15 protein-coding genes and 1 pseudogene are annotated in these 16,361 nt (G+C 69.8%); 12 read left to right on the top strand and 4 right to left on the bottom strand.

Annotation, left to right across the window (positions count from 1 at the left end):
• Nucleotides 1-78 precede the first annotated feature (78 nt).
• Both rho and prfA read left to right on the top strand, forming a co-directional pair.
• Entirely contained in the window at nucleotides 79-2,028 is a 1,950-nt protein-coding gene (gene rho / locus AB1285_RS08745; RefSeq protein ID WP_363332875.1) for a transcription termination factor Rho, read from the top strand.
• Nucleotides 2,029-2,036: 8 nt separating this feature from the next.
• Nucleotides 2,037-3,116: a peptide chain release factor 1 gene (gene prfA / locus AB1285_RS08740; RefSeq protein WP_268776475.1), complete on the top strand. Its 1,080-nt coding sequence runs from the start codon at nucleotides 2,037-2,039 to the stop codon at nucleotides 3,114-3,116.
• A gap of 16 nt (nucleotides 3,117-3,132) precedes the next feature.
• Here prfA and AB1285_RS08735 read toward each other — a convergent pair.
• Nucleotides 3,133-3,788, bottom strand: a pseudogene (locus AB1285_RS08735) (response regulator).
• On the bottom strand, nucleotides 3,785-5,251 hold the full coding sequence (locus AB1285_RS08730) for an ATP-binding protein (protein WP_429977462.1): 1,467 nt from the start codon (nucleotides 5,249-5,251) through the stop codon (nucleotides 3,785-3,787). Before AB1285_RS08730 ends, AB1285_RS08735 begins: the two are co-directional and overlap by 4 nt.
• A 328-nt stretch (nucleotides 5,252-5,579) precedes the next feature.
• Between AB1285_RS08730 and AB1285_RS08725 the strand changes: the two genes are divergently transcribed.
• Nucleotides 5,580-7,124, top strand: a complete 1,545-nt coding sequence (locus AB1285_RS08725) for a CitMHS family transporter (protein WP_370428764.1) — start codon at nucleotides 5,580-5,582, stop codon at nucleotides 7,122-7,124.
• A gap of 27 nt (nucleotides 7,125-7,151) precedes the next feature.
• On the opposite strand, the gene epsC is transcribed toward AB1285_RS08725, so the two are convergent.
• Nucleotides 7,152-7,721 carry a serine O-acetyltransferase EpsC gene (gene epsC, locus AB1285_RS08720; RefSeq protein ID WP_292797914.1) on the bottom strand — a complete coding sequence of 190 codons (570 nt, stop codon included), beginning with the start codon at nucleotides 7,719-7,721 and terminating at the stop codon, nucleotides 7,152-7,154.
• Between the two features lie 8 nt (nucleotides 7,722-7,729).
• The gene (gene cysK, locus AB1285_RS08715; protein ID WP_370428765.1) at nucleotides 7,730-8,668 is read right to left on the bottom strand and encodes a cysteine synthase A; all 939 of its coding nucleotides are present in this window, start codon (nucleotides 8,666-8,668) and stop codon (nucleotides 7,730-7,732) included.
• Nucleotides 8,669-8,766: 98 nt separating this feature from the next.
• Between cysK and prmC the strand changes: the two genes are divergently transcribed.
• The 9 genes from prmC to atpA all read left to right on the top strand — a co-directional run bounded on the left by prmC (nucleotide 8,767) and on the right by atpA (nucleotide 16,357).
• A complete protein-coding gene (gene prmC / locus AB1285_RS08710; protein ID WP_187663816.1) occupies nucleotides 8,767-9,627 on the top strand; it encodes a peptide chain release factor N(5)-glutamine methyltransferase in 861 nt (286 codons plus the stop codon).
• Nucleotides 9,628-9,679: 52 nt separating this feature from the next.
• A complete protein-coding gene (locus AB1285_RS08705; RefSeq protein ID WP_187663817.1) occupies nucleotides 9,680-10,375 on the top strand; it encodes an L-threonylcarbamoyladenylate synthase in 696 nt (231 codons plus the stop codon).
• Complete coding sequence (locus AB1285_RS08700; RefSeq protein ID WP_370428766.1) at nucleotides 10,372-11,544, top strand: MraY family glycosyltransferase; 1,173 nt, start codon at nucleotides 10,372-10,374, stop codon at nucleotides 11,542-11,544. Before AB1285_RS08705 ends, AB1285_RS08700 begins: the two co-directional genes overlap by 4 nt.
• Nucleotides 11,541-12,059: a hypothetical protein gene (locus AB1285_RS08695; protein WP_370428767.1), complete on the top strand. Its 519-nt coding sequence runs from the start codon at nucleotides 11,541-11,543 to the stop codon at nucleotides 12,057-12,059. Before AB1285_RS08700 ends, AB1285_RS08695 begins: the two co-directional genes overlap by 4 nt.
• Nucleotides 12,060-12,203: 144 nt before the next feature.
• Nucleotides 12,204-12,992 carry a F0F1 ATP synthase subunit A gene (gene atpB / locus AB1285_RS08690; RefSeq protein WP_187664137.1) on the top strand — a complete coding sequence of 263 codons (789 nt, stop codon included), beginning with the start codon at nucleotides 12,204-12,206 and terminating at the stop codon, nucleotides 12,990-12,992.
• A gap of 43 nt (nucleotides 12,993-13,035) precedes the next feature.
• Nucleotides 13,036-13,272 carry an ATP synthase F0 subunit C gene (gene atpE, locus AB1285_RS08685; RefSeq protein ID WP_025103147.1) on the top strand — a complete coding sequence of 79 codons (237 nt, stop codon included), beginning with the start codon at nucleotides 13,036-13,038 and terminating at the stop codon, nucleotides 13,270-13,272.
• A 27-nt stretch (nucleotides 13,273-13,299) separates the two neighbouring features.
• Nucleotides 13,300-13,878: a F0F1 ATP synthase subunit B gene (locus AB1285_RS08680; protein WP_060922506.1), complete on the top strand. Its 579-nt coding sequence runs from the start codon at nucleotides 13,300-13,302 to the stop codon at nucleotides 13,876-13,878.
• Nucleotides 13,878-14,669 (top strand): F0F1 ATP synthase subunit delta, encoded by a 792-nt coding sequence (locus tag AB1285_RS08675; protein WP_187663820.1) that lies wholly within the window; start codon nucleotides 13,878-13,880, stop codon nucleotides 14,667-14,669. The genes AB1285_RS08680 and AB1285_RS08675 overlap by 1 nt, the downstream gene beginning before the upstream one ends.
• A 47-nt stretch (nucleotides 14,670-14,716) precedes the next feature.
• Nucleotides 14,717-16,357 carry a F0F1 ATP synthase subunit alpha gene (gene atpA, locus AB1285_RS08670; RefSeq protein ID WP_370428768.1) on the top strand — a complete coding sequence of 547 codons (1,641 nt, stop codon included), beginning with the start codon at nucleotides 14,717-14,719 and terminating at the stop codon, nucleotides 16,355-16,357.
• Nucleotides 16,358-16,361 lie beyond the last annotated feature (4 nt).

Below are 16,361 nucleotides of genomic sequence, written 5' to 3'. Positions count from 1 at the left end.
GCGTCAGCCCGTGCGATCGTGCGCAGCACCCGTTGTGCGCGTTCACGCTCATTTCCCATGACCTATAAGGGAGTACTCGTGGAGAACCTCTCCGAGACCCAGAACGATCAGGCGGCTCCGACCGCCGACGCCCCCGTCGCCGCGCAGGCGACCGAGTCCGCTCCGGCCAAGAAGCGCGCGCCGCGCCGGGCGAGCACCGCGACGGCCGCTGCCAAGGCCGCCAAGGCGGAGGAGTCCGGCACCGCCGATGCTCCCGCCGCTGCCGGCGACTCCGCCGAGGGGGCAGAAGCCGCGCCCAAGGCGAAGGCTCCGCGCCGCACCCGCGCGAAGAAGGCGGACGCCGAGGCCCCCGCCGAGACCGCCGCCGCCGAGCCGGCGCCTGCTGCCGAGGCCGCCGAGGCACCGGCCGAGGCCCCGAAGTCCGGACGCGGCCGTCGCACGAAGAAGGCGGACGCCGAGGCCCCCGAGGCGAAGACCGAGAAGGCCGAGGCGGCACCGGCCGACGGCGCGACCGAGACGGCCGACGCGGGCACCGCCCAGGGCGGCCGCACCAAGAACGACGCGGCGAAGAACGAGCCGAAGAACGACGGCGCTGCCGCGAAGAACGAGGCCGAGGCGGACGCCCCCGCGAAGGACGCGTCCGGCGAGGGAGACAACGGCGACGAGCAGGGTGGTCGAGGCCGCAGCCGCAACCGCAACCGCAACCGCGGCCGCGGGCAGGGCGGCGGTCAGGAGCAGGCGCAGAACGCACCGGCCGACGACGACCAGTCCGGCAACGGCAACGGGCGCAACCGTCAGCGCAACAAGCGTCGCGGCGCCGGCCCTGTCGACGAGTTCGAGACCGAGATCACCGAGGACGACGTCCTCATCCCGATCGCCGGCATCCTCGACGTGCTCGACAACTACGCCTTCGTGCGCACCACCGGCTACCTCGCCGGGCCCAGCGACGTCTACGTCTCGCTCGGCCAGGTCAAGAAGTACAACCTCCGCAAGGGCGACGCGGTCGTCGGCTCCATCAAGCAGCCGCGCGAAGGCGAGCAGCAGGGCCGCCAGAAGTACAACGCCCTCGTCAAGGTCGACTCCATCAACGGCCTCTCGGTCGACGACGCGGCCACCCGCGTGGAGTTCGGCAAGCTCACGCCGCTCTACCCGCAGGAGCGTCTGCGCCTGGAGACGGCTCCGGAGAAGCTGACGCAGCGCATCATCGACCTCGTCGCACCGATCGGCAAGGGCCAGCGCGGCCTGATCGTCGCGCCGCCCAAGGCCGGCAAGACGATCGTCCTGCAGCAGATCGCCAACGCGATCGCGCAGAACAACCCCGAGGTGCACCTCATGGTCGTACTCGTCGACGAGCGCCCCGAAGAGGTCACCGACATGGAGCGCACGGTGAAGGGCGAGGTCATCGCCTCCACCTTCGACCGTCCCGCGGAAGACCACACGACGGTCGCCGAGCTCGCGATCGAGCGCGCCAAGCGCCTCGTCGAGCTGGGCCGCGACGTGGTCGTGCTGCTCGACTCGATCACCCGCCTCGGACGCGCGTACAACCTGGCCGCTCCGGCGTCCGGCCGCGTCCTCACCGGTGGCGTCGACGCATCCGCGCTCTACCCGCCGAAGCGCTTCTTCGGTGCCGCCCGCAACATCGAGAACGGCGGATCCCTCACGATCCTCGCCACCGCGCTCGTCGAGACCGGCTCCAAGATGGACGAGGTCATCTTCGAGGAGTTCAAGGGCACCGGCAACAGCGAGCTGCGCCTGTCCCGCCAGCTCGCCGACAAGCGCATCTTCCCGGCGGTGGACGTGAACGCGTCCAGCACCCGCCGCGAGGAGATGCTCCTCTCCGCCGACGAGGTCAAGATCACCTGGAAGCTGCGCCGCGCTCTCGCCGGCCTCGACCCGCAGCAGGCGCTGGAGGTCGTGCTCGGCAAGCTCAAGGAGACCCACTCCAACGTGGAGTTCCTCGTTCAGATGCAGAAGTCGATCCCGACGCTGCCCTCGGGCGCCCACGGGCACGACAACAACATCCGCTGAGGCCCGACGTGTTCGAGTCCGTCCAGACTCTGATCGACGAGCATCGCCGGGTCCAGGAGGAACTCTCCGACCCGGCGGTGCACGCCGACGCGGCCCGCGCCAAGCGTGTCAACCGTCGGTACGCCGAGCTGTCACGCATCGTCGCGGCGCACGAGGCGTGGACGGGCGCCGTCGATGATCTGGAGGCGGCACGCGAGCTCGCCAGGGAGGACGAGGCGTTCGCCGCCGAGGTCCCCGCGTTGGAGGAGGGCGTGCAGACCGCGCAGGAGCGCCTCCGACGACTCCTCATCCCGCGCGACCCCGACGACGCCCGCGACGTGATCATGGAGATCAAGGCGGGGGAGGGCGGCGCCGAGTCGGCGTTGTTCGCGGCGGATCTGCTGCGCATGTACGTGCAGTACGCCGCGTCCAAGGGGTGGAAGACCGAGCTGCTCGAGCGCAACGAGTCCGACCTCGGCGGCTACAAGGACGTCCAGGTCGCCATCAAGGGCTCCTCGTCTGACCCTGCACAGGGCGTCTGGGCGCACCTGAAGTACGAGGGCGGCGTGCACCGCGTGCAGCGGGTGCCGGCCACGGAGTCGCAGGGACGCATCCACACGTCCACGACCGGCGTGCTCGTGTTCCCCGAGGTGGACGAGCCCGAGGAGATCCAGATCGATCAGAACGATCTGAAGATCGACGTGTTCCGTTCATCGGGCCCCGGCGGCCAGTCGGTGAACACCACCGACTCCGCGGTCCGGATCACCCACGTGCCGACCGGCATCGTCGTGTCGATGCAGAACGAGAAGTCGCAGTTGCAGAACCGTGAGGCCGCGATGCGCGTGTTGCGCGCCCGACTGCTCGCCAAGCAGCAGGAGGAGCTCGACGCAGCAGCCTCCGACGCGCGCAAGTCGCAGATCCGCGGCATGGACCGCTCGGAGCGCATCCGTACCTACAACTTCCCGGAGAACCGGATCGCGGATCACCGGACGGGGTTCAAGGCGTACAACCTCGATCAGGTCATGGACGGTGCGCTCGACCCCATCATCGAGAGCGCCATCGCCGCCGACGAAGAAGCGCGCCTCGCCGCCGTCGGCTCCGAGGGCTGAGCGGCCGCCCACCGCGTCACGTGCGCGTCGCGTACCGGTGCTCGGGCCGTCCGGTCGATCCGTACCGCAGCCGCACCTCGACGATCGTCCGTGCGGCGAGTGCCGCGAGGTGCCGTTGCGCGGTGGCCCGTGAGATGCCGACCCGCTCGGCGACCTCCGCGGCCGAGGCCTCGCCGTCTCCGAGCGCTGCGAGCACGCGCTGCTCGGTGGCCGAGCGCGATAGGGACACCGGCTCACCGCCGCCGTGCAGGATCGCGAGCGCCCGGTCCACGTCCTCCTGCGTGAGGGGCCGCTCACACCCGCGAGCAGGTTGCGATAGCGCAGGTACCGGTCGAGGAGGCCGGTCAGTCCGCGACGGTCGAACGGTTTCACGAGATAGCCGATCGCGCCGGCCCGCAGGGCTCGTCGCACGGTGGGCGCGTCGTCCGCGGCGGAGATGAGGATCGCGTCCACCCCGACCTCGCGGACGAGTCCGATGCCGTCGCCGTCGGGGAGGTAGACGTCGGCGAGCAGCAGGTCGGGGCGTGTCGAGCGCACGAGGTCGCGAGCCTCGCCACAGGACCGCGCGGTCCCGGTCACGGTGTATCCGGGATGGTCGTCCACGACCGCCCGATGCAGGTCGGCCACCCGGAAGTCGTCGTCGAGGATGAGCGCCCGCAGCGGTTCCGTCACAGGTCCTCCTTCGAGAGATGCGGAGTGGGGTCGACGGCATCTCCGATGCGGGCGGCGAACACCGCGCCGTGGCCGGTGCCGCCGGGGTCGATGATCCAGAGGTCGCCGCCGCTCCGACGGGCGATCTCCGTGGCCAGGGGCAGGCCGATACCGTGCCCGTGCACGCGATCCTCGCTTCCCGCGTCGTCGGCGGGCGCTCGGAGGTCGGGCTCCCGGATACCGGCGCCGGAGTCGGAGACGGTGACGACGAGCGCGCCGCCGTCGCTCAGCGCGGAGACCTCGACCCACCGCGGGTCCCTCGTGCCCGTGACGGCGGCGGCGATCGCGTTGTCGACGAGATTGCCGAGCACGCTCGCCACGTCCTCCACCCGACGCACGGTGCCGATCAGCTGCGTGTCCTCCGCGATCCGCAGGGCGACGCCCCGTTCGGCGGCCTCCACGCCCTTGGCTCCCAGGAAGGCGTGCAGGAACGGATCGCCCACGAGGTCGAGGCCGGCGACGGGGAACGACACGGGACCACGGCTCACCAGCTCGTCGAGGAAGGCGCGCGCGTCGGCGACACGGCCGGCGTCGATGAGGCCCGCAGCCACGTGCAGGCGGTTGGCGAACTCGTGGCGCTGGACGCGCAGTGCTGAGGTCATCGTGCGCACGGCCTCCAGCCGCTCGGTCAGGGCGATGAGGTCGGTGCGGTCGCGCACGATCAGCACGTCACCGAGTTCCTGCCCGTCGCGCCGCACCGCGCTCGACTCGAGATAGAGCACCCGGTCGCCGACGACCGCCTCCGCACGCTCGCGGGCTCCCGTGGCCGTGTCCCGTACGACGGGTGGCAGCGGGAGCTCGCCCACGCGGCGGCCGACCGGGTCGTGGAGCCCGAGGAGCCGATCCGCCGCGGCATTGCTCACCCGCACGACACCGTCCTGATCGACCGCGAGCACGCCGTCGCCGACACCGTTCAGCACCGCCGTCTGGTTCTGCACGAGGGCGACCAGCTCCTCGGGCTGCACGCCGAGGGTCAACCGCTCCCAGCGGCGGCGGAGGAGAAGGAAGGTCGCGAGCGCGAGCGCGAGCGCGCCGGCGGCCGTCAGCCCGATCGCGGCGAGCACGGGCGGGAGGTCGTCGAAGACCCCGGTGCGCTCGAACCCGACGCTGATCTCGCCGACCGGCGTGCCGGTATCGTCCCGCACCGGCACCTTCGCGCGTGCCGACTCGCCGAGCGTGCCGGTCTGCCAGTCGACCACCTCGTGGCCCGCCAGCACCTCGGCGAACGGGGTGCTCACCACTTCGCCGATCCGCGACGGCAGGGGGTGGGCGAGGCGGATGCCGTGGTCGTCCGTGATCACCACGAACAGAGCCCCGGTGCGCGCCATGACGGCGGCGGAGACCTGCTGCAGCTCCCCGTCGCGCAGCGCGGCCGCATCCGGCTCGTCGTCCGACGCGGAGATGGCGGTCACCGTCTCCCGCACCTGCGCGTCCTCCGCCAGGGTCCTGGCGATGCCGAGTGCCGTCGACTCCGCCTCGGCGCAGCTGCTGGACCGCGAGCGCGAGATACACGCCCGTGCACAGCGTCACGACGAGGGCGACGGCGGCGAGATGCAGCAACAGGGCGCGGGTCGCGAACCGGACCCGCTTCTCCGTGGACATCGTCACCTCGCTCCCGACGCGCAATATGCGCAGAAGTCACGGTACGCGCACAACAGCCGGGAATGCGGCATACCGCGCTCCGCGTCTCCGGATTGCCTAGCCTCGTCAGGATCCGTCAGCGATGACGGAGCGACGACGAAGGAGTCACGCATGTTCCACGCATCGACCGCGCTGATCGCTGCCGCCGAGGAGGCACCCACCTACGACGTGGCCTTCGTGCCGCCGGAGGGGGTGCTCGTCATCCTCGGCTTCACGATGGTCCTCGTGTTCATGACGCTGATCATGACCAAGCGCCTCACGCCCATGGTGGCGCTGATCCTGGTGCCCACCGTCTTCGGGCTGTTCGCGGGGGCGGGTCTCGGCCTGGGCGACATGATCCTCGACTCGATCGGCACCATGGCGCCCACGGCGGCGCTGCTGATGTTCGCCATCATGTTCTTCGGCATCATGATCGACGTCGGCCTCTTCGACCCGCTCATCCGGTTGATCACGCGGTTGCTCGGCGATGACCCGGCGAAGGTGGTGCTCGGGACCGCGATCCTCGCCGGCGCCGTGTCCCTCGACGGCGACGGCTCGACGACCTTCATCATCACGACCTCCGCGATGCTGCCCATCTACCTGCGCCTCGGCATGAGCCCCGTCGTCCTCACCTGCGTCGCCGGCCTCATGAACGGCACGCTCAACATCGTCCCCTGGGGCGGACCGACCGTGCGCGCCGCGACCGCGCTCGGCGTGCAGCCGACGGAGATCTTCGTGCCGATGCTTCCGGCGCTGGGCGCGGGCATCGTCGTGACGCTCGGCTTCGCCTGGCTGCTCGGCCTGGGGGAGCGGCGTCGTCTGGGGCGGATCGATGCGGACGGGCGGCTCACCGGAGCCGACGGCGGTGTGCTCGCCTCCGTGCCCCGCATCTTCCGCGGCGCCGAGCTCAAGCCGGGCGCGCGCGCCTCGCTGCGCACCGGCAACCTCGTCGTCGTCGCCGGCGGGCACGCCCCGGTCGCGGCCGGGAGCGTCGACCCCGCGGACACGGCGATGGCCGACACCATGCTCGATCCGGCCCGCCCCACCCTGCGCCCGCGGCTGATCTGGTTCAACCTCCTGCTGACCGTCGCCGTCATGGTGCTCCTGGTCGTCGACATCCTTCCGCTGCCCTACGTGTTCATGGTCGGGGCCGGCGTCGCCCTCGTCGTCAACTTCCGCGGCATCAAGGATCAGGCGGCGGAGATCGTCGCGCACGCCCCGAGCATCGTCGGCGTCGTATCGATGGTCATCGCGGCCGGCGTCCTCGTGGGAGTCCTCTCCGGCACCGGAATGGTCGACGCGATGGCGACCTGGATCACCACCGTGCTGCCACCCGCGCTCGGACCGTTCCTCGCCCCGATCACGGGCGTGCTGTCCATCCCGTTCACGTTCTTCATGTCGAACGACGCCTTCTACTTCGGCATCCTCCCCGTGCTCGCACAGAGCGCCGCGAACTTCGGCATCGATCCGGTCGAGATGGCCAGGGCCTCGATCACCGGGCAGCCGGTGCACCTGCAGAGTCCGCTGGTCCCCGCGATCCTGCTGCTGGTCTCGCTCGCCGGGGTGAACCTCGGAGACCACCACCGGAAGGTGCTGTGGCGCGCGGCCATCGTGTCGCTCGTGATGCTGGGGATCGGCATCCTGGTCGGCGCCGTCCCGTTCTTCGTCGCGCAGTGACGAAGGTCACCGGCCGCGGGGCGAGCGTCAGATGGAGTAGTCCGGGGCGGTCAGCAGGGCCCTGGTGTCCTCTCCGGCGGTCCGCTGGCGCGGCTTCGCGGGAACGCCGACGAGCACGCTGTCGGCGGGTGCGTCCTTGGTGACCACGGCGTTGGCGCCCACGACGGAACGGGCTCCGACCGTGACGGCGCCGAGGATCTTCGCCCCTGCGCCCACGGCGACGCCGTCCTGCAGGGTGGGGTGCCGCTTGCCGACGTCCCGTGTCCGGCCCCCGAGCGTCACGCCGTGGTACATCAGCACGTCATCGCCGATCTCCGCTGTCTCGCCGATGACGACGCCCATGCCGTGGTCGATGAAGAAGCGCCGGCCGATCCGGGCTCCGGGGTGGATCTCGACGCCGGTCAGCCACCGGGAGATCTGCGACCCGGCGCGCGCGAGGAGCCGGAGGCGCCGCCGCCACAGCGCGTGCGAGACGCGGTGCGCCCAGATGGCGTGCAGGCCGGGGTAGAGCAGTGCCACCTCGATCGCCGTGCGCGCGGCCGGATCGCGAAGGCGCGCGGCGGCGATGTCCTCGCGCATTCGCCCGATCATGCCCATCGGCGACCTCAGTCCTCGCGCAGGCCCTCGAACAGGGCGGTGGAGAGGTACCGCTCGCCGGTGTCCGGGATGATCACGACGATGGTCTTGCCGGCGTTCTCCGGGCGCGCGGCGACGGTCAGGGCCGCCGACACGGCGGCACCGGACGACATGCCGACCAGCAGACCCTCCTTCGCCGCGAGCTCGCGGGCAACGCGCAGCGAGTCCTCGAACTCCGCCGTGATGATCTCGTCGAGCACCTCGCGGTCGAGCACGTCGGGCACGAAGTTCGGGCCGATGCCCTGGATCTTGTGCGGTCCGGGGTGCCCCTCGGTGAGGACGGGGGAGTCCTTCGGCTCGACGGCGATGACCTGGACCTCGGGTTTCGCCGCCTTCAGCGCCTGGCCTGTGCCGGTGACCGTCCCGCCCGTGCCGACGCCGGCGATGAAGATGTCGACCGCGCCGTCGGTGTCCCGGAGGATCTCCTGCGCCGTGGTCTCGCGGTGGATCTGCGGATTCGCCGCGTTCTCGAACTGGCGGATCCAGACCGCGCCAGGGGTCTCGTCGACGATGCGCTTGACCTCCTCGATCGCGCCCTTCATGCCCTTGGTGGGGTCGGTGAGGACGATCTCCGCGCCGAACGCCTTGAGCAGCACACGGCGCTCCTTCGACATCGAGGCGGGCATCGTGAGGATGACACGGTAGCCGCGGGCGGCGCCGACCATGGCGAGGGCGATGCCGGTGTTGCCGCTCGTGGACTCCACGATGGTGCCGCCGGGGGAGAGCTCACCCGCGGCCTCCGCCGCATTGATCATGGCGATGCCGATGCGGTCCTTCACGCTGGACGCAGGGTTGTAGTACTCGAGCTTGGCGAGCACGGTGGCGCCGAGGCCCTCGGTCACGCGGTTGAGGCGGACGAGCGGCGTGTTGCCGAAAGCGGTGGTGATGTCGGGGTGGATGCCGGACATGGGGGAGCCCTTCCTGTGCGGGTGCGCTGCCGATCCAGCCTAGGCGAGCCCGAGGGGGGACGGGGCATTGTGACGTGCGCGCACTCTACGCTGGAGCCATGCCCGACCTCTCCCTCGCTGCGGCCGTGCGCGCCGCGGCGCAGCGTCTCGCCGACGCCGGCGTGCCCGACCCCCTCGTCGACGCCGAGCTGCTCGCCGGACACGTCCGAGGACAGCGCCGCGGGGAGGTGCAGGCGGCCATCGTCCGGGGCGACAGGCTCGACGACGACGACGCGACCGCCTTGGACGCGCTCGTCGCCCGACGCGCAGGCCGTGAGCCCCTGCAGCATCTCACCGGCACCGCACCGTTCCGGCATCTGGAGCTCGCGGTGGGCCCTGGTGTCTTCGTCCCCCGGCCCGAGACGGAGACCGTGGCGCAGTATGCGATCGACGCCCTTCTGGGATCGGGCGATCCGTCCCCCATCGGCGTCGATCTCGGCACGGGCAGCGGGGCGATCGCGCTCGCGATGGCGACCGAGGTGCCGCACGCCCGGGTGTACGCCGCGGAGATCTCCCCGGAGGCCCATGTCTGGGCCCGTCGCAACGTCGAGGGTGTCGAGAACCTCACGCTCGTGCTGTCCGATCTCGCCGATGCCTTCCCCGAACTGGACGGCACAGCCGCGGTCGTCATCTCGAACCCTCCGTACGTCCCCGCTCAGGCGATCCCGCGCGACCCCGAGGTCCGGCTGTTCGACCCCGCCCTCGCGCTCTACGGCGGAGAGGACGGGCTGGACGTCGTCCGTGTGCTCAGCACCAGGGCTCTGCGTCTGCTGCGGCCGGGGGGCACGCTGGTGATCGAGCACGGAGAACTGCAGGGCTCCCCGATCCGCGAGCTGCTCGCGGCTGACGGATGGCGGGCCGCAGCCACCCATCGCGATCTGACGCTGCGCGACCGCGCCACCACCGCCGTCCGCCCCTGATCAGCAGACGTCGAGCTCGTCCCGAACCCGCGCCGCGTAGAATCGAACCGTCATGTCCCCCATCTTCGACTGCAGCGACGAGGCGCAGCTGCTCGCCGGGATGCGCAATGCGCGCCAGGCGATCGGCCGCGGCGACCTCATCGTCATCCCCACCGACACCGTCTACGGCGTCGCCGCCGACGCCTTCTCGCCGCCTGCGGTGCAGCGCCTCCTGGACGCCAAGGGTCGCGGCCGCAATCAGCCGCCGCCCGTGCTCGTCGGCACGAAGGAGACGCTGACGGCCCTCGCGGAGGCTGTTCCGGAGCCCGTCCAGCGTCTCGTCGACGCGTTCTGGCCCGGGGGGCTCACGATCGTGCTGCCGGCGCAGCCCTCGCTGGTGTGGGATCTGGGGGAGACCAAGGGCACGGTCGCCGTCCGCATGCCCGAGGGGCGGGTGGTGCTCGAGCTGCTGGCCGAGACCGGACCGCTCGCGGTGTCCAGTGCCAACCTCACCGGCAAGGCGGCAGCGATCTCCGCGCTCGACGCGGAGAAGATGCTGGGCGACAGCGTCGCGGTGTATCTGGACGACGGCATGAGCAAGGACGGCGTCGCGTCCACGATCATCGATGCGACCTCGCTCGTCCGCCGCGCGGGTGACGCCGAGCAGGGCGTCGTCCGGATCCTGCGGGACGGCGTCGTGACCAGGGAGCAGCTGCGCGAGGTCCTGGGCGACCTGCTCGAGCCGGACCCGCAGGACGAGGATTCGTGAAGCAGTACCTCTTCACGATCATCGTCACCGCCGCGATCACCTTCGTGCTGACCTGGGCGGTGTGGCGGCTGAGCCTCCGCTTCAAGCTGTATCCCGGCATCCGCGAACGCGACGTGCACACCACGCCCACGCCCCGACTCGGCGGCGTCGCGATCTTCCTCGGCATCGTCGCCGCCTTCGCGGTCTCGGCCGTCAACCCGTTCTTCCAGAGCATCTGGACGCCGCCGCAGACCATGTGGTCGATCCTCGCGGCCGCTCTGCTCATCGCCGTGATCGGGGTCATGGACGACCTCTGGGACATCGACTGGATGATCAAGCTGGGCGCGCAGTTCCTCGCCGCCGGCATCATCACGGTGGGCGGCGGCCTGCAGATCCTCTCCCTGCCGTTCGGCGACCTGATCGTCGTGTCGAGCTGGCTGAGCATCACGATCACCATGTTCGCGATCGTGATCGTCATGAACGCCGTGAACTTCATCGACGGTCTCGACGGTCTCGTCGCCGGCGTCTGCCTGATCTCGAACGGCGTCTTCTTCGCGTACTCGTACATCTTCACGCGGGACTCGGGGGCGTCGAGCTACTTCAACCTCTCCACGTTCCTCGCCGCGGTCCTCATCGGCGCCTGCCTCGGTTTCCTTCCGCTGAACTGGAGCCCGGCGAAGCTGTTCATGGGCGACTCCGGTGCTCTCGTGATCGGTCTACTCATGGCGACCTCGGCCATCGCGATCACCGGGCAGATGGATCCGTCCGCCCTGGACCCGGAGCGCCTGGGACGTTCGCAGCTGGTCGGCGCCTTCCTGCCCATCCTGCTCCCGTTGCTGGTCGTGCTCCTCCCGCTACTGGACTTCGGCCTCGCCGTGCTGCGTCGGATGAGCGCGGGGCGATCGCCGTTCTCGCCGGACCGCAAGCACCTGCATCACCGGATGCTCGACCTCGGCCACCGCGACCGCGACGCGGTCCTGATCTTCTACGCCTGGACGGCCGTCATCTCCCTCGCCGTCCTCCTGATGTACGTCGGCGCCCGAGAGGACTGGCCCGGCCAGTACCTTCCGGGTGTCGCGTTCGGGGTCGTCGGCATCGCCGCATGCCTCGTCATCACCCTGAGTCCCACCCGCCGACGCAAGACCGCCGCGGGCGTCGCGCCCGACCCGATCCCCCTGGAGCCCCGATGAGTCCGAGCCCCGTTTCCAGCACCCCGATCCTGCGTCGCACCCTCGTCTGGTCGGCGGTGGCCACCGTCGTGCTGGCGCTCGTCGCCGGCGGGATCGGCTTCGCCGTCGCGCAGGGGGAGGGGCTGGTCAGCGGTCTCCTCGGTGTCCTCCTCGCCGCGCTGTTCCTCGGGATCACCGGGCTGAGCATCCTCATCGCCAACCGGTGGTACGGCGATCCGCTGTACGTGCAGCTCTTCTTCGCGATCGTGCTGGGCGGGTGGCTGCTGAAGCTCGGGGTCTTCGTCGTCGTGATGATCCTGCTCGCCGGACAGCCGTGGATCGAGCCGATGGTGTTCTTCCTGTCGATCGTCGCGGGGGTGCTCATGTCCCTCATCATCGACGTCGTCGTTCTCACCCAGATGCGGCTGCCGAACGTCAGCGACACCACGCTGCCCACCGAGGTGCCGGAGGACCGCGCCCCCGGAGTGGTGAACGATGCCTCCGACGGCCCTGCGGACGCGGCCCCGCGGTCTTAGGGCACCCTTGGATTCTGATAGTGTTGAGGAGTGCCCGCCGCTCGCCCGCGAGCGCTTGCGCTGTGTAGCACACCGACCATCGTCGCCCCGGTTCTGACCGGTGCCCCGAAGCTGGAGCCCGCGCTGTTTAATCTTGCTGCGACCCTGACCCCCCGACTCGCGTCCTCTGATGGCGAGTTCCACGGCCCTTCGATCGATGAGTTCTTCCCGGAGATCCTCTTCCACGTCGGACCCATCCCGGTCAACCGGATCCACCTGATCCAGTTGCTCTCGGTGATCGCCGTCGTCCTGATCCTCTGGCTCGGCACCCGCCGCATGAAGGTCGTGCCCGGCCGGTTCCAGAGCCTCGTCGAGATGGGCCTCGGCTTCGTCCGCGGCGGCATCGCGCACGACCTGCTCGGCCGCAAGGACGGCGACCGCTTCCTGCCGATCCTCACCACGATCTTCTTCATGGTGCTGTTCATGAACGTGACGGGAATCATCCCGTTCCTGAACATGCCGGGAACGGCGATCATCGCGGTGCCGCTCACGCTCGCCGTGGTCAGCTACGTCACGTTCATCTACGCCGGCATCAAGAAGAGCCCGAAGAACTTCTTCAAGAATGCGCTCTTCCCGTCCGGCGTGCCGTGGCCGGTCTACTTCATCGTCACGCCGATCGAGCTCATCTCGACGTTCATCATCCGCCCGGTGACCCTCACCCTGCGACTGCTGATGAACCTCGTCGTCGGCCACATGATCCTGGTCCTCTGCTTCGCGGCGACCCAGTTCTTCTTCTTCACCGCGGGCGGCGGCTGGGCTGCCCTCGGTATCGGAACCCTCGCCTTCGGCGGTGCCTTCACTCTCTTCGAGATCCTGGTCGCCGTCCTGCAGGCCTACGTCTTCACCGTCCTCACCGCGGTCTACATCCAGCTCGCGGTCGCAGAAGAGCACTGAGCGGGCGGGCAACAGCCCTCCCACCCAACGAAAGGAAAAACCCGTGGACGCAACTACGGTTCTCGCTGAAATCAACGGCCACCTCGCGGCGGTCGGCTACGGCCTCGCGGCCATCGGCCCGGCCATCGGTGTGGGCATCGTGGTCGGCAAGACCATCGAGGGCGTCGCCCGTCAGCCCGAGCTGGCCGGTCGCCTGCAGGTCCTCATGTGGATCGGTATCGCCTTCACCGAGGCGCTTGCGTTCGTCGGCATCGCCGTCGGATTCATCCCCTTCCCGTAATCCCCACCGACTTCTGAAGGAGACAGGATGCTGAACGCTCTTGTCACGAACCTCGCGGCTGAGGGTGAGGCGGCGAACAACCCGCTGATCCCCGCGTGGTACGACATCATCTGGTCGGGCTTCTGGTTCCTCATCATCCTCGCCGTCGTGTGGAAGGTCGCCCTTCCTCGTCTGACGAAGATGCTCGACGAGCGGTCCGCCGCCATCGAGGGCAACATCGCCAAGGCCGATGAGGCGCAGAAGCAGGCGGAAGCGGCTCTCGAGGAGTACACCCGACAGCTGGCCGAGGCACGCACCGAGGCCGGTGAGATCCGTGAGGCCGCCCGTGAGGACGGCAAGAAGATCATCGCCGAGGCGAAGGAGACCGCAGCCAGCGAGGCCGCGCGTCTGACCGCCACCGCGCACACGCAGATCGAGGCAGAGCGCCAGACGGCTCTCGTCTCCCTGCGCAGCGAGGTCGGCTCGCTCGCTCTGGACCTCGCCGGCGGCGTGGTCGGCGAGACGCTCTCCGACGACGCCCGCGCGGCCGCCGTGGTCGACCGCTTCCTCGCCGATCTCGAAGCATCCGACCTTCGACAGGCTCAGGTCCCGGGCGGGCAGTCGTAATGGGCAGCGCGACCGCTCAGGCACTCGCGGCATCCACTCAGACGCTTGCCGCAGCGAAGGACGTCACCCTCGAGACCGCGCGCGAGCTGTTCGCGGCCGCGCGGGCCGTGGGCGAATCGTCTCAGCTGAGCGGCGCGCTGGCTGACCCCTCGGCTCCGACCTCGGCGCGGCAGAACGTCGTGTCCGCGGTGTTCGGGCAGTACGGCTCCGCGGCGCAGGATGTCCTGCGCACCGCTGTCGCCGAACGCTGGTCGAACGCCTCCGAGCTGATCGACGGTCTCGAGGAGCTCGCGATCCGGGCGGCGACCATCGCCGAGCCCGGCGCGGACATCGAGGGCGAGCTCTTCGGCTTCTCGCGGGTGATCGCGGCGAACCCGGAGCTCGAGCTCGCGCTCGGCAGCCGGCTCGGGGGAGAGGACGCCAAGGCCGCCCTGGTTGAGCGTCTCCTCGTCGATGCCTCCGCCAGCGCTCCGACAGCCCTCATCGTCACGTCCCTCGTGCGTCAGCCGCGCGAGCGCCGGGTGCGGCAGCTGCTGAGCCGGGCGATGCGTATCGTCTCGAACCAGCGCGGTCGCCTCGTGGCCACGGTGCACACGGCGACCGAGCTCAGCGACGCGCAGCGCACGCGACTCGGCCAGACGCTCTCGCAGCGATACGGCGGCCAGGTGTCCCTCAACGTCGTCATCGACCCCAGCGTTGTCGGAGGCCTGCGTGTGCAGATCGCCGATGACGTCATCGACGGCAGCATCTCCGCACGACTCGCCGACCTTCGCCAGAAGCTCGCGGGCTAACACGACTTCGCGCGGGGAACCGCGCACCCAGATACAAAGGGAAGACAATGGCAGAACTATCGATCAGCCCCGACGTCATCCGTGACGCGCTGAAGGATTTCGCCGCCGCGTACGAGCCCACCGGGGCCGCGGCGACCGAGGTCGGCACCGTCATCGACGCCGCCGACGGCATCGCTCACGTCGAGGGACTTCCCGGCGTGATGGCGAACGAGCTCGTGACCTTCGCCGACGGCACCAAGGGTCTCGCGCTGAACCTCGACGAGCACGAGATCGGTGTCGTCGTCCTCGGCGACTTCACCGGCATCGAGGCCGGTCAGGAAGTCACCCGCACGGGTGAGGTCCTCTCCGTCCCGGTCGGCGACGGCTACCTCGGCCGTGTTGTCGACCCGCTCGGCAACCCGATCGACGGCCTCGGCGCGATCGCGACCGAGGGTGTCCGCGAGCTCGAGCTCCAGGCCCCCGGCGTCATGCAGCGCAAGTCGGTCCACGAGCCGATGCAGACCGGCATCAAGGCCATCGACGCGATGATCCCGGTCGGCCGCGGCCAGCGCCAGCTCATCATCGGCGACCGCCAGACCGGCAAGACGGCCATCGCGATCGACACGATCATCAACCAGAAGGCCAACTGGGAGTCCGGCGACGTCAACAAGCAGGTCCGCTGCATCTACGTCGCCATCGGTCAGAAGGGCTCGACCATCGCTTCGGTGAAGGGCGCGCTCGAGGAGGCCGGCGCTCTGGAGTACACCACCATCGTGGCGGCTCCGGCGTCCGACCCCGCCGGCTTCAAGTACCTCGCTCCGTACACCGGTTCGGCCATCGGCCAGCACTGGATGTACGGCGGCAAGCACGTCCTCATCATCTTCGACGACCTGTCGAAGCAGGCCGAGGCCTACCGTGCCGTCTCCCTGCTGCTGCGCCGCCCGCCGGGCCGCGAGGCCTACCCTGGCGACGTCTTCTACCTGCACTCCCGTCTGCTCGAGCGGTGCGCGAAGCTGTCCGACGAGCTCGGTGCGGGTTCGATGACCGGTCTTCCGATCATCGAGACCAAGGCGAACGACGTCTCGGCGTACATCCCGACCAACGTGATCTCGATCACCGACGGCCAGATCTTCCTGCAGTCCGACCTCTTCAACGCCAACCAGCGTCCTGCGGTCGACGTGGGTATCTCGGTGTCGCGTGTCGGTGGTGACGCTCAGGTGAAGTCGATCAAGAAGGTCTCCGGAACGTTGAAGCTGGAGCTGGCGCAGTACCGCTCGCTCGAGGCGTTCGCGATGTTCGCATCGGACCTCGACGCCGCTTCGCGTCGTCAGCTCTCGCGCGGTGCCCGTCTGACCGAGCTGCTCAAGCAGCCGCAGTACTCGCCGTACCCGGTGGAGGAGCAGGTCGTCTCGATCTGGGCCGGCACCAACGGCAAGCTCGACTCGATCGAGGTCGAGGACGTGCTGCGGTTCGAGCGCGAGCTGCTCGACTACCTGCGTCGCAACACGAAGGTGCTCGACAGTCTGCGGGAGACCAACGTGCTGGACGACGCCACCGTCGCCGAGCTCGACAAGCAGACCGACAACTTCCTCCTGGAGTTCCAGGGCGGCAAGGGCCACGCCATCGGCGCCCCTGGCCACGAGGAGCACGCTGCGGCCGAGGCCGAGGACGTCAACCAGGAGAAGATCGTCAAGGGTCGTCGCGCGTAACCGC

The organism is Microbacterium sp. NRRL B-14842 (assembly GCF_050470785.1).
The sequence above is the reverse complement of the archived record's forward strand: the minus strand, read 5'-3'. Positions and strand labels throughout refer to the sequence as shown.